This is a genomic window from Streptomyces sp. BRA346 (assembly GCF_052851135.1).
The window spans coordinates 138,080-151,459 of the sequence record NZ_JAIWIH010000025.1; the positions used below are offsets into that span (position 1 = coordinate 138,080).

General features: G+C 70.2%; 11 protein-coding genes and 1 tRNA gene. 5 read left to right on the plus strand and 7 right to left on the minus strand.

From position 1 onward, the window contains the following. Positions 1-9 precede the first annotated feature (9 nt). Entirely contained in the window at positions 10-750 is a 741-nt protein-coding gene (locus LCH29_RS27795; protein ID WP_446464439.1) for a class E sortase, read from the plus strand. Between the two features lie 90 nt (positions 751-840). Here LCH29_RS27795 and pknB read toward each other — a convergent pair whose 3' ends face one another. From pknB to LCH29_RS27825, 6 genes are all read right to left on the minus strand, one after another. Next, positions 841-2,817: a Stk1 family PASTA domain-containing Ser/Thr kinase gene (gene pknB / locus LCH29_RS27800; protein WP_446464440.1), complete on the minus strand. Its 1,977-nt coding sequence runs from the start codon at positions 2,815-2,817 to the stop codon at positions 841-843. A 171-nt stretch (positions 2,818-2,988) separates the two neighbouring features. Next, positions 2,989-4,461 carry a peptidoglycan D,D-transpeptidase FtsI family protein gene (locus LCH29_RS27805; RefSeq protein ID WP_446464441.1) on the minus strand — a complete coding sequence of 491 codons (1,473 nt, stop codon included), beginning with the start codon at positions 4,459-4,461 and terminating at the stop codon, positions 2,989-2,991. Then, on the minus strand, positions 4,458-5,885 hold the full coding sequence (locus LCH29_RS27810; protein WP_123106730.1) for an FtsW/RodA/SpoVE family cell cycle protein: 1,428 nt from the start codon (positions 5,883-5,885) through the stop codon (positions 4,458-4,460). Before LCH29_RS27810 ends, LCH29_RS27805 begins: the two co-directional genes overlap by 4 nt. Positions 5,886-5,907: 22 nt before the next feature. Beyond that, positions 5,908-7,485, minus strand: coding sequence for a PP2C family protein-serine/threonine phosphatase (locus LCH29_RS27815; RefSeq protein WP_446464442.1), 1,578 nt, complete (start codon positions 7,483-7,485; stop codon positions 5,908-5,910). Between the two features lie 75 nt (positions 7,486-7,560). Next, the gene (locus LCH29_RS27820; protein ID WP_446464443.1) at positions 7,561-8,085 is read right to left on the minus strand and encodes an FHA domain-containing protein FhaB/FipA; all 525 of its coding nucleotides are present in this window, start codon (positions 8,083-8,085) and stop codon (positions 7,561-7,563) included. A 10-nt stretch (positions 8,086-8,095) separates the two neighbouring features. Continuing rightward, entirely contained in the window at positions 8,096-8,923 is an 828-nt protein-coding gene (locus LCH29_RS27825) for an FhaA domain-containing protein (protein WP_446464444.1), read from the minus strand. 308 nt (positions 8,924-9,231) lie between these two features. On the opposite strand from LCH29_RS27825, the gene LCH29_RS27830 reads away from it, so the two are divergent. Beyond that, positions 9,232-9,318: transfer RNA gene (locus LCH29_RS27830), tRNA-Leu, on the plus strand. Between the two features lie 304 nt (positions 9,319-9,622). Here LCH29_RS27830 and LCH29_RS27835 read toward each other — a convergent pair. Beyond that, positions 9,623-10,276, minus strand: coding sequence for an FMN-dependent NADH-azoreductase (locus LCH29_RS27835; RefSeq protein WP_446464445.1), 654 nt, complete (start codon positions 10,274-10,276; stop codon positions 9,623-9,625). A gap of 119 nt (positions 10,277-10,395) precedes the next feature. Between LCH29_RS27835 and LCH29_RS27840 the strand changes: the two genes are divergently transcribed. From LCH29_RS27840 to LCH29_RS27850, 3 genes are all read left to right on the plus strand, one after another. After that, entirely contained in the window at positions 10,396-10,776 is a 381-nt protein-coding gene (locus LCH29_RS27840) for a winged helix-turn-helix transcriptional regulator (RefSeq protein WP_446464446.1), read from the plus strand. A 162-nt stretch (positions 10,777-10,938) separates the two neighbouring features. Continuing rightward, positions 10,939-12,384 (plus strand): DUF2252 domain-containing protein, encoded by a 1,446-nt coding sequence (locus tag LCH29_RS27845; RefSeq protein ID WP_446464447.1) that lies wholly within the window; start codon positions 10,939-10,941, stop codon positions 12,382-12,384. Between the two features lie 39 nt (positions 12,385-12,423). After that, positions 12,424-13,347: a hypothetical protein gene (locus LCH29_RS27850; RefSeq protein ID WP_446464448.1), complete on the plus strand. Its 924-nt coding sequence runs from the start codon at positions 12,424-12,426 to the stop codon at positions 13,345-13,347. Positions 13,348-13,380 lie beyond the last annotated feature (33 nt).

A 13,380-nucleotide genomic window follows, 5' to 3' on the forward strand; every position in this document is an offset into this window, starting at 1 on the left:
TACGACGCGGTGGCACGGACCGACCACGACCAGCGGCAGGGCCGGGACCCCGCCCCGCCCGCCACGCCGACCCGCCGCTCCGGCCGCGGACGGATCGCGGCGGCCATCGGGGTGCTGGGCGAGCTGCTGATCACCGCGGGGCTGATCCTGGCCCTCTTCGTGGCCTACTCGCTGTGGTGGACGAACGTCCTCGCCGACCGCGAGGCGAAGAAGCAGGGCGACCAGGTGCGCAAGCACTGGGCCGATCAGGGGCCGGGCAGGCTCGACACCAAGGACGGCATCGGCTTCCTCCACGTACCGGCCATGGGCGACGGCGAGGTGCTGGTCAAGAAGGGCACCTCGGCCGAGGTCCTCAACGACGGCGTCGCCGGGTACTACACGGAGCCGATCAAGTCCGCGATGCCCTGGGCGAAGTCCGGCAACTTCTCGCTGGCCGCCCACCGGGACGGGCACGGCGCCAAGTTCCACGGCATCGACAAGATCAACGACGGTGACGCGGTGGTCTTCGAGACCCGGGACACCTGGTACGTCTACAAGGTCTACGCGACGCTGCCCGAGACCTCGAAGTTCAACGTGGACGTGCTGAAGGCGGTCCCGAAGGAGTCGGGCAAGAAGAAGGCGGGCCGCTACATCACCCTCTCGACCTGCACCCCGGTCTACACCTCGCGGCACCGCTACATCGTCTGGGGCGAGCTGGAGCGCACCGAGAAGGTCGATGCGGACCGCACGCTCCCCGAGGAGCTGCGCTGACGGAAGGCCCTCCGCACACGGGGAAGCCCCCGGCGCCCTCTCCCGGGCGCCGGGGGCTTCCCCGTGCGGTGGTGCCGTGCGGACGGCGCGCTAGCCGAGGCCGCCGAAGAAGCCTCCGTCGTCGCCTCCGCCGCCGTTGCCCTTGACCGTGACCAGGTTCACCGACTGTCCCTTGGGCACCTGGGTGCCGGCGCCGGGGTTGCTGGCGACCACGGTCGCGTTGTCGCCCTGGTCACCCTGGATGTTGCCCACGTTGAGCCCGAGGTCCTGGAGCGCCTTCTTGGCGTCCTTGAGCTTCTGGCCGCCCAGGTTGGGCACAGGGACCTGCTCCTGCTGGGCCGGGGCCTTGGCGACGGTCAGGTTGATGGTGGATCCGGGCGCCGCCGTCCCGCCGCCTGCCGGGTCCTGGCGGATGACCGTACCGGCCTGGGCGTCGGCGCTCTCCTCTTCCGTCGACTCGACCTTGAAGCCCTGCGCCTTGAGGGTGGCCTCGGCCTCCGCCTGCTGCTTGGTCGTCACGTCGGGGACGGGGACCTGCTGCTGCGGCGTGGCGACGGTCAGGGTGATCGAGGTGCCCCGCGCGACCTTCTTGCCGGCGTCCAGGCTCTGGCGGGTGACCTTGCCCGGGGTCTGGTCGGACTCCTCGGTCTCCTTCTGGACGTCGAAGCCCTTGGCCTCCAACGACGCCTTCGCCGACGCGAACGGGACGTTGAGGACGTCGGGGACCTCGACCTTCTCCGCCGGCTTCTTGCCCTTCGACATGATCAGCTCGACCGTGCCGTAGCGCTTGATCTCGCCGCTCTCCGGGTTCTGCTCACAGACGGTGTTCTTCGCCTGCTCGCAGAACTTGGAGCCCACCTGCTTGACCTCGAAGTCGCCGTTCTTCCCCTGGGCGGTGGCTTCCTTGAGCGACTTGCCGGCCAGCGACGGCACCGGGACCATATCGTCGTTCTTGCCACCGGTGAAGATCGACTTCCCGATGAAGATCGCGCCGACCAGCACCAGGACGCCGGCGATCACCAGCAGGATCGTCGAGAGGTTGCTCTTCTTCTCCGGTCCGCCCCGGCGGCGCTCCGGCCGCTCGTCGTAGCCGAAGCCGCCGTCGTCGTCCCGCATCGGGGGAAGCATCGAGGTCGCCGGACCGGAGTCCTGCGGCCGCAGCATCGTCGTGGGCTGGTCGTCGGAGCCGTAGCCGACCGCGCCCAGCGCGGCGGTCGCGGCGACCGGCTGGCCCTCGAGCGCCGCCTCGATGTCGGCGCGCATCTCGTCGGCCGACTGGTAGCGGTAGTCGGGGTCCTTGACCAGGGCCCGCAGGACGATCGCGTCCATCTCCGGGGTGATCTCGGGGTCGTACGTGCTCGGCGGCTGCGGCTCTTCCCGCACGTGCTGGTAGGCCACGGCCACCGGGGAGTCCCCGACGAACGGCGGCCGCACCGTCAGCAGCTCGTACAGCAGACAGCCGGTGGAGTACAGGTCGCTGCGCGCGTCGACGGTCTCGCCCTTGGCCTGCTCGGGGGAGAGGTACTGCGCGGTGCCGATGACGGCCGCCGTCTGCGTCATGGTCATACCGGCGTCGCCCATGGCCCGGGCGATGCCGAAGTCCATCACCTTGACCTGGCCGCTGCGCGTGAGCATCACGTTCGCCGGCTTGATGTCCCGGTGGACGATGTTGTTCCGGTGCGAGTACTCCAGGGCCTGGAGGATCCCGACCGTCATCTCCATCGAGCGCTCGGGGAGCAGCTTTCTCCCGGAGTGAAGAAGCTCACGCAGAGTGGAGCCGTCGACGTACTCCATCACGATGTACGGGATCGAGACACCGTCGACGTAGTCCTCGCCGGTGTCGTAGACCGCGACGATCGCGGGGTGGTTGAGCGAGGCTGCCGACTGGGCCTCTCGGCGGAACCGGGCCTGGAAGGACGGATCGCGGGCGAGGTCCACCCGGAGCGTCTTCACGGCGACAGTACGGCCGAGGCGGGTGTCGTGCGCGAGGTAGACCTCCGCCATGCCACCGCGGCCGAGCACCGAGCCCAGCTCGTACCGGCCGCCGAGGCGACGCGGCTCTTCCATAGCTACTCCAGCCCTCTTCCGTCATTCCCGGCCGCACCCTGTGTGGGGGGCCGGCGAAGTGCTGCTCGCGCATACGGTACCCGGCACGCCTTACGGGACCCGGCCTCGGCCGATTCTTGATACCGGACCGGTACGACGACGTGCGGCATTGGTATCAGGGCGTGACCGGCGTCACTTGTCGCGCTCGCTGTCGAGTACCGCCTTCATCACATCCTTGGCGATCGGCGCCGCCAGCTTGCCGCCCGCGATGTCGTCGCGGAGGGTGTCGGAACTCTCCACCACGACGGCGACCGCGACCGGGGAACCCTCGTCGGTCTTGGCGTACGAGATGAACCACGCGTACGGGTTCTCGCTGTTGTCGACACCGTGCTGCGCGGTACCGGTCTTGCCGCCGACCGTGGCGCCCGGGATCTGGGCGTTGGTGCCGGTGCCCTCCTTGACCACGGTCTCCATCATGTCCTGGAGCTTGCCCGCGTTCTCCGAGCTGAGCGGCTGGCTCATCTGCTCCGGGCTGGTCTGGTCGACCGTGTTGAGGTTGGGGGCGCGCAGCGAGTCGATCATGTACGGCTTCATCAGCTTGCCGTCGTTGGCGATCCCGGCGGCGACCATGGCCATCTGGAGCGGGGTGGCGCGGGTGTCGAACTGGCCGATCGACGACAGGGCGTTGCCCGGCCGGTCCATCTTCTCGGGGTAGACGCTCTCGGCGGCGCGGACGGGCATGAAGACCTCGTCGTTGAAGCCGAACTTCTTCGCCTCCTCCAGCATCTTGTCCTTGCCCAGGTCGTCGCCGAGCTTGCCGAAGACGGTGTTGCAGGAGTAGCGCAGGGCCTGCCGCAGGGTGGCGTTCTCGCAGGGGATGTTGCCCTCGTTGCGCAGGGGCTGGGTGGACAGCGGCAGCCGCCACGGCAGCGGCGAGTTGGTCGGGCTGTCGATGTCGGTGTACTTGCCGTTCTCCAGCGCCGCCGCGGCGGTGACGACCTTGAACGTGGAGCCGGGCGGGTAGGTCTGCCGCAGTGCGCGGTTCAGCGTCGGGTTGTCCTCGTCGACCTCACCCTGCATCGCCTTCCAGGCTTCCTCGTCGCTCTTCGAGCTGCCCGCGAACTTCGACGGGTCGTAGCTCGGGGTGGAGACGAGGGCGAGGACCTTGCCGGTGCGCGGGTCGAGCGCGGCGACGGCGCCCTTGTTCTTGCCGAGGCCCTTGTAAGCGGCCTCCTGGGCCTTGGCGTTCAGGGTGGTGATGACGTCACCGCCCTTCGGCTTCTTGCCGGTGAACATGTCGACCGTCCGGTTGAAGAACAGCCGGTCGTCGTTGCCGGTGAGGATGCCGTCCTCGAGGTTCTCGATCTGGGTGGAGCCGTACGCCTGGGAGGCGTACCCGGTGACCGGTGCCCACATCGCACCGTTCTTGTACGTGCGCTTGTACTTGAAGTCGACCCCGTCGGTCTCCTTGGAGCCGGTGATCGGGCGGCCGTCGACGATGATGTTGCCGCGCGGCTGGCTGTACTGTTCGATCGCCACCCGGCGGTTCTGCTTGTGGGTCTTGAGGCCGTCGGCCTGGACGTACTGGATCCAGTTGTCCCGTACCAGCAGGGCGAGGACCAGGAGGCCGCAGAAGATCGCGATTCGGCGCAGGGGCTTGTTCACGGTCGGACCACCTGAGTCATCTCGGCGTCAGTGGACGGGGCGGGCGCGGGCGCCGGCCGCCGGGCGGTGTCGCTGATCTTGATGAGGAGCGCGACCAGCGCCCAGTTGGCGAGCACCGACGAACCGCCGTACGCCACGAACGGCATCGTCATACCGGTCAGCGGGATGAGGCCCATCACACCGCCCGCGACGACGAAGACCTGGATGCCGAACGCGGCGGACAGGCCCGCCGCCAGCAGCTTGCCGAACGGGTCCCGGGCGGCCAGGGCGGTGCGCATGCCGCGCTCCACGATCAGGCCGTACAGCAGGAGGAACGCCATGGTTCCGGCCAGCCCCAGCTCCTCGCCGACGGTGGCGAGGATGAAGTCGGAGTTGGCCGCGAAGCCGATCAGGTCGGAGGCGCCCTGGCCCCAGCCGGTGCCGGAGACGCCGCCGGAGCCGAAGGCCATCAGGGAGAGGGCGATCTGGTCGGTGGTCGCCCAGCTGGGCCGGGGGGTGTCGTAGACGGCGAACGGGTGCAGCCACGCCATCACACGGACCTTGACGTGCGACTCGAACGACGCGACGCCGACCGCGCCGACCGCGGACATCAGCAGGCCGAAGACGATCCAGCTGGTGCGCTCGGTCGCCACGTACAGCATGACGACGAACAGGCCGAAGAACAGCAGCGAGCTTCCGAGGTCGGTCTCGAAGACCAGGATCAGGATGCTCATGGCCCAGACGATCAGGATCGGACCGAGGTCACGGCCGCGCGGCAGGTACAGCCCCATGAAGCGGCGGCTGGCCAGCGCGAGCGCGTCGCGCTTCACCATGAGGTAGCCGGAGAAGAAGACCGCGATGATGATCTTGGCGAACTCGCCGGGCTGGATGGAGAAGGAGCCGACGGTGATCCAGATGCGTGCGCCGAACCGGGCCGGGAAGAACATCGGCAGGATCAGCAGGATCAGCGCACCGATCATGGAGATGTAGGTGTACCGCTGAAGGATCCGGTGATCCTTGAGGAGGATCAGGACGGCCACGAACAGGGCCACGCCCATCGCCGAGTACATCAGCTGGTTGGGCGCCGAGGGCGCGAAGGTCTGACCGATGTCCTCCGCCCGCACGGCCAGCCGCCTCGACTGGTCCAGCCGCCAGATGATCACGAGCCCGAGGCCGTTGAGGAGCGTGGCGATCGGCAGCAGCAGCGGATCGGCGTACGGGGTGAACTTGCGCACCACGAGGTGGCCGACGCCCGCGAGCAGGCCGAGTCCGATGCCGTAGCTGAGCATGCCCGAGGGCAGCTCGTCGCTGAGCGCCAGGCCCGCGTTGGCGTACGCGAAGACCGGAATGATCACCGCGAACACCAGCATGGCCAGCTCGGTGTTGCGGCGGCTCGGTGGACCGGCCGTACTGATCGTGGTCGTGTTGGTCGTACTACTGCTCATGGGTGGGCGGCCCTCTCACGGCTCACGGCTGGGTGCTGCTGCACTGCGGGACCAGCTCCTTCTCCTGCTCCGACAGGGTGGGCCCCGGCTTCGGAGTGGGAGAGGGCGACGCCGAGTTCGTCGGCGTCGGTGTGGCCTTGGCAGCGCGCAACCCCGTCGCGCTCTGACTCTGCTGCGGCGTGCTGCCGCTGCTACCTGTCTTGCCTCCGGATCCGCCGCCGGCCTGCCCCTTGCCGCCGGTGAGGTCCTTCTGGCTCTCCTCGGCCTTGCGCTGTGCGTCAGCCTTTCTGCAGGCGCTGGCGAGTGTGGCGAGGTCCTTCGTCTTGTCCTCGGCCTGGCCGAGCCCGCTGACCGCGATGGTGTCCTCCACGCGGCTGCGCTGGTCGGTCGGGAGGTACTTGAGTTCGATCTCGCGGTGGTCCTCATGGACCTTGTTGAGCTTGATCCACGCGAGGTCCTGGCTGATGCCCCGGTAGATCGCGACATGGTCTCCGTTGGAGCCCACGTAGTACTGCGTCTGCGTCCACTGATAGCCGCTGTAGAGCCCGCCGCCGATCACGGCGAGGCCCAGTGCGATGAACAGCGACCGCTTGACCCAGGTCTTACGGCCGCTCTTCTTGGTGTAGTCGCCGTCCGCGTAGGCCCCGTAGCTGCCCTCGGCGGGCGGGACGCCGAGGCCCGGGTCACCGCTGCCGGGCGGCCCGAAGCCGCCCGGTGCGTCGCCCTGCTGCGGAACGGGACGGTTCCGGCCCAGCTCGGCGGCGCGGCCCGCCGGGGTGTTGCCGGCACCGCCGTCCCCGAGGGGGACCTGGTTCTCGGCCACCGCGCCCACGATCACCGGGGTGTCGTTGAGCTGGCCGGCCAGGGTGTCGCCGCCGTCCACGTCGAGGACGTCGGCGACGATGCAGGTGATGTTGTCGGGGCCGCCGCCGCGCAGCGCGAGCTGGATCAGCTCCTGCACGGTCTCGTGCGGGCCCTGGTAACTGGCGAGGGTGTCCTCGAGGGTCTGGTGGCTCACGACGCCGGACAGGCCGTCGGAGCAGATCAGATAGCGGTCGCCGGCCCGGACCTCACGGATGGACAGGTCGGGCTCGACGTGGTCGCCGCTGCCGAGCGCGCGCATCAGCAGGGAGCGCTGCGGGTGGGTGCCCGCCTCCTCCTCGGTGATGCGGCCCTCGTCGACGAGCCGCTGCACCCAGGTGTGGTCCTGGGTGATCTGGGTGAGCACGCCGTCGCGCAGCAGATACGCGCGCGAGTCGCCGACGTGCACGAGGCCGAGCCGCTGGCCGGTCCAGAGCAGGGCGGTGAGCGTGGTGCCCATGCCCTCCAGCTGGGGGTCCTCCTCGACCATGACGCGCAGCTGGTCGTTGGCCCGCTGCACGGCGCTGCCCAGGGAGGTCAGGATGTCCGACCCGGGGACGTCGTCGTCGAGCTGGACCAGGGTGGAGATCACCTCGGAGCTGGCGACCTCGCCGGCGGCCTGGCCACCCATGCCGTCGGCGATGGCGAGCAGCCGGGGACCGGCGTAGCCGGAGTCCTCGTTGCCCTCCCGGATCATGCCCTTGTGGGACCCGGCGGCGAAACGCAGTGACAGACTCATGCGCACCTCGCCCGTCGGCTCCGGGTACAGCCCCTTGCCAACCACGCTGCCCACCCTCCGGTCGTCATGGTCCTACTACTTCCGCAGCTCGATGACGGTCTTGCCGATGCGGATCGGTGCACCCAGCGGAATCGGTGTCGGTGTGGTGAGTCGGTTCCGCTCGAGATAGGTGCCGTTGGTGGAGCCGAGGTCCTCGACGATCCACTGGCCGTCACGGTCCGGGTAGATCCTGGCATGCCGGCTGGAGGCGTAGTCGTCGTCCAGCACGATTGTTGAATCGTGCGCACGACCGAGAGTGATGGTCTGCCCCTGGAGCGCGACCGTGGTGCCGGTCAGCGTGCCCTCGGACACCACCAGCTTGGTGGGGGCCCCACGGCGGCCGCGGCCCGAGGGCTGCTGGCGCTGCTGGGGCGGTGCGGCCTGCTGTTGCTGCCGCGGTTGCTGCTGCGGCCGGTCGGGGGCGCCACGGCGCGCCGAGCCGCGCTGGGTCACGCGAGTCCCGAACAGGTCGCTACGGATGACCTGAACGGCCACGATGACGAACAGCCACAGTACGGCGAGGAAACCCAACCGCATGACCGTGAGGGTCAGCTCTGACATTGCCCCCGCTTCACCCTTCGGCTTGCCGGTAAACGATGGTGGTGCTGCCCACGACGATCCGTGAGCCGTCGCGGAGCGTAGCGCGGGTGGTGTGCTGTCCGTCCACCACGATGCCGTTCGTCGACCCCAGATCCTGGATGGTCGGCGGTGTTCCGACCCGGATTTCGCAGTGCCTGCGGGAGACACCGGGATCGTCAATGCGCACGTCAGCGTCGGTGCTGCGGCCCAGAACCAGGGTGGGCCGGGAGATCTGGTGGCGAGTGCCATTGATCTCAATCCAGCGCCGGGTCTGCGCCTGCGGCTGCGGGCCGACGCCCGCGCCTCCGCTCCGGGCCCCGGGGCGGGCGCCGGGAGGGGCGCTGGGCATGGGCGGCGCACCCGCGGGCTGGCCGTAGCCGCCGGGGCGCTGCTGCGGCGCCCCGCCGCGGGCCGGAGCCTGCTGGGCGGCCGGGCTCTGGGACTCGCTGGAGGCCAGCGTCCGGCTGCGCACCCGGTACAGGCCGGTGTCGAGGTCGTCGGCCTTCTCCAGGTGGACCTTGACGCCCCCCATGAAGGTGTACCGCTGCTGCTTGGCGTAGTCGCGGACCATGCCGGAGAGCTCGTCGCCGAGCTGCCCGGAGTACGGCGCGAGCCGCTCGTAGTCGCCGGTGCTCAGCTCGACGATGAAGTCGTTGGGGACGACGGTCCGGTCCCGGTTCCAGATGGTCGCGTTGTTGTCGCACTCACGCTGGAGCGCGCCCGCGATCTCGACGGGCTGGACCTCCGACTTGAACACCTTGGCGAAGGTGCCGTTCACGAGACCCTCGAGACGCTGCTCGAAGCGCTTCAGTACTCCCACGGGGCACCTCCTTCCTCAGTCGTGCTCAGTGTCGTCCTGGTACTGCTTACTGATCGTATCCACGCGTCGGGAAATCGGGTGGTTCCCCTTCCTGGCCCTGCGGAGCAGTGTCACCTCTCACAGGATCGTAGAGGTGCCCTCTGGACAGTGTCCCGCAACCGCGACGGAGCCCCTCCGGGCGGGGGCGTCGACAACGAGTGTGAATCCACCCTGCCCAGCGTGCTAGTGTTCTGGATGTCGGAAGGCGCCGCGGGGCGCCGGGCCGGAAGGCCCGGAAAACCAAGCGGTGAACGGAAGACAGCACCCATGCGCGGGTGGCGGAATAGGCAGACGCGCTGGATTCAGGTTCCAGTGCCCGAAAGGGCGTGGGGGTTCAACTCCCCCCTCGCGCACCACAGTCGGAGCGGGCCTCTCCGGAGTGACGAAAGTCGCTCGGAGGGGCCCGCTTCGCGTATGTCCGGCTTGCGCCCCACTCGTGCCCGGCCCGTGCCCGGCTCGACTTCGGCTTGATCCACCGCCAGTTCGGCTTGATCCACATCGGTTGGCCGCGGCTCGTCCCGGCACGTGTCCGGGCGCTCGTCCCGGCGCTCGTCGCGGAGTGTCCCGGTGCCGTCCCGGACAAACGGAAGCGGGGCCTCCCCGGTGGGGCGGCCCCGCGGTTCCGTGCCGGGCAGCGGATCGGTCCGCGACGGCCGCGGGTCAGGCGGCGAAGCGGGTGGCGAGCTCCTTGGCCTTCGAGGCGGCGTCCTCGTGGGCCTTGGCCTTGGAGGCGTCGGACAGCTCGACCAGGTCGGCCATCGCCGGGTTGCTGCGGGCCAGGGTGAGCTCGGGCACGACGAACTCGACGTCGAGGTTGAGCCCGTCCTTGAGTGCCTTCTCCAGGTAGGTCGTGACGAACTCGAAGCTCTCCCGCGGCGTGCCCGGGCCGTAGCCGCCGCCCCGGCTGGCGACGACGATCGTCGGGGTGCCCGAGGTGGTGGTCTGCTCGGCACCGGCGGTGCGACCCATGATGATCACGTGGTCCAGCCACGCCTTGAGGGTCGAGGGGATCGTGAAGTTGTACATCGGGGCGCCTATGAGGACCACGTCGGCCCGCTCCAGCTCACCGGCCAGGGTGTCGCGCAGCGCGAAGGCGGCCTGCTGCTCGGGGGTGTGGTTCTCGGCGGGGACGAACCCGGCCTGGGCGGCGAGGCCGTCCAGGTGCGGCAGCGGCTCGGCGGCCAGGTCGCGGTAGATGACCGTGCCGTTCGGATGCTGGGCCTCCCACTCCTGTCGGAAGGTGGCGGTCACCGCGCGGGAGGCGGACGCCTCGCCGGGGAAGACGGACGTGTCGAGGTGAAGAAGCGTGGGCATGGGGGTGCCTCCGTGGACAAGGCGCTCCACTAAGGAGCGGGTGTTTTCTACGTACCTGCAATTGGCACAGTAGCTTACTTTTCTTCAGCACCCAACGAGAGCGCAGTATCGTGTATTCCATGGCGGACGGAGGCGGGCGCGAGGTCCACGGCGAGCACGCGTGCAAGCGGGTCGACGGCTCGATGACCCGGGTCTTCGAGCTGTTCGGGAAGAGATGGACCGGGCTGATCGTGGCCGTTCTGACCGAGCAGGGGGCGTACTTCGCGGAGTTGCGACGGGCCATCCCGGGGATCAGCGAGCGGATGCTGTCGGACCGGCTCACCGAGCTGTCGACGGCGGGGCTGGTGCTCCGGGAAGTCGACCACGGGCCTCCGCTGCGGGTGGCCTACCGGCTGACGGAGGCGGGGAAGGCGCTGGAGCCCGCGCTGAAGGAACTCGCGCGGTGGGCCGAGACGTATCTGCCCGAAGGCGGCGGCTGCCCCGAGCAGTTCCGGTCCTGAGCAGGGACTTCACCGGATTCGCCGGGTCGGTCCGCCGGGCTCGCCGGAGTTGTCCACAGGCCTGACGGGACGTGGGCGATCGGGGGTACGGTGCTGGTCGGTCGACGGCGTGAGCCGCTGTCGGACGTGCCGGTGACGTGCGAGAACGAAGCGGGGGGCGTGATGGGTGACGGCGCGGGTGTGAGCGGGGCGGCCCGGCGGCTGCCCCAGGTCCCGGGGTTCGCCGCCTGGCGCGGCGAGGGTCCCTCTCCCAAGCAGGAGGGGAAGGCGCTGCGGACGCGGGTGCCGCGCTCGGCGCACGCCGCGCTGCCGTCGCCCGCCCCCGGGCGGCCGGACGCGGTGGCGGCGGTCGAGCGGTCGAACGCCGGGCGGCTGCCGGAGCTGACGCCGATACGGGTGGGGCGGATGATCGCGACCCCGTTCTCCTTCCTCCGCGGCTCGGCCGGGCTGATGGCGCACGACCTGGCGGGCACCCCGGTCACCGGCGTCGGCGCACAGCTCTGCGGTGACGCGCACGCCGCCAACTTCGGCCTCTACGGGGACGCGCGCGGCGGTTTGATCATCGACCTGAACGACTTCGACGAGACCGTCCACGGTCCGTGGGAGTGGGATGTGAAGCGGCTCGCGGCCTCGCTGGTGCTGGCCGGGCGGGAGGCCGGTGCCGACGAGGACTCCTGCCGGTCGGCGGCCCGTGACGCGGCGGGCGCCTACCGGCGCACCGTGCGGCTGCTGGCCAAGCTGCCGGCGGCCGACGCGTGGAACGCGATCGCGGACGAGGAGCTGGTCTCGCACACCGGTGCCCGGGATCTGGCGGGCACGCTGGAGCGGGTCGCCGAGAAGGCCCGGCGGAACACGAGCGCGCGCTTCGCAGCCAAGGCCACGGAGGCGGTCCCGGGCGACGGGGGCTCCTCCGGCCGGCCCGTGGCCCGGCGCTTCGTGGACGCCCCGCCGGTGCTGCGGCGGGTGCCGGACGACGAGGCGGTGGCGGTCGCGACGGCGCTCGGCGACTATCTGGGGACGCTGCCCGAGGACCGGCTGCCGCTCCTCGCCCGGTACGAGGTGCACGACGTGGCGTTCCGGGTCGTGGGCACGGGCAGCGTGGGGACGCGTTCGTATGTGGTGCTGCTGCTCGACCACCGGGGCGAGCCGCTGGTGCTCCAGGTGAAGGAGGCCCGGCCGTCCGCGCTGCTGCCGCATCTGGGGCGGGCCGGTTTCGAGATACCCGACGTCGTCCACGAGGGGCGGCGGGTGGTGCTCGGCCAGAAGCGGATGCAGGTCGTGAGCGACATTCTTCTGGGTTGGACGACGGTGCTCGGGCGGCCGTACCAGGTACGGCAGTTCCGGAACCGCAAGGGGAGCGTCGACCCGGCGGCGCTGGCCGCCGACCAGATGGACGACTACGGGCGGATGACGGGCGCGCTGCTGGCGCGGGCGCATGCGCACAGCGCGGATCCGCGGCTGCTCGCCGGGTACTGCGGCAAGGGGGAGGAGCTGGACGAGGCGATCGCCGACTTCGCGGTGGCGTACGCGGACCGTACGGAGGCCGATCATGCGGAACTGCTGGCCGCGGTGCGTGCCGGGCGGATAGCGGCCGAGCCGGGGGTGTGAGGCTCAGGCACCGGGGGCAGCCCCACGTAGGCTGAGCGGGTGACGAACCGGGAAGCGCAGCAGCAGGCACAGCGGGCGGTGTCCGAGGCGGAGCCCCAGGAGGAATCTCAGGCACCGGCCGAGGCCCAGTCCGAGCAGGCACCGTCCGAGGAGGCGCGATCCGAGGAAGAGGCGCGGGCCGAGGAGGAGGCGCGGGCCGCCGAACGACTTGAGCGGGCGGTGCGGGCGGCCGAGCAGGCGCTGATCGAGTTCGAGATCGCGGTGGAGACCTTCCGGGTCGAGGTGGAGAACTTCTCCCGGCTGCACCATCAGCGGCTCGGACCGATGTACTCGCGCCTGGACGAGCTGGACGCGCTGATCGCCGAGGCGGTCGCGGCGCGCACCGGCGATCCGGAGGACCAGCGAAGGGCTCGGGAGGCCCGCGGACTGGTGCAGCCGATGCCCGGAGTGGAGGAGCTGTTCCACGGCTGGATCGACTCGGACGGACTGTCGCCGGAGGCGTCCGCGATGCTCACCGAGCAGCCGGTGCAGCCCCCGCCGCGGGTGCGGCCGAGCGAGGAGGCCCGCCGGATCTACCGCGACCTGGCCCGCAAGGCCCATCCGGACCTGGCCGAGGAGGAGGCCGAGCGGGAGCGGCGCGGTGAGTTCATCGTGCGGGTCAACGCCGCATACGCGGCCGGGGACGAGGCGGCGCTGCGGAAGCTGGCCGAGGAGTGGGAGGCCGGTCCGCCGCCGCCCGAGCGGCGGGCGAGCCGCAGCGAGGAGCTGTACGCCCGGCTGGAGTGGCTGGCCGAGCGCAAGGAGATGCTGGCCGAGGTCGCCTCCGAGCTGGAGTCGAGCGCGATCGGCGCAATGATCAAGATGGCGCCGGAGGATCCGGACCGGCTGCTGGACGAGATCGCCGAGCAGTTGCTCGCCCAGGTCTCCGAGAAGGAGGCCCGGCTCGCGGAGCTGGTGCGGTAGTAGGTTTTGCCGGGTTGTCGATGTCATGTGAGA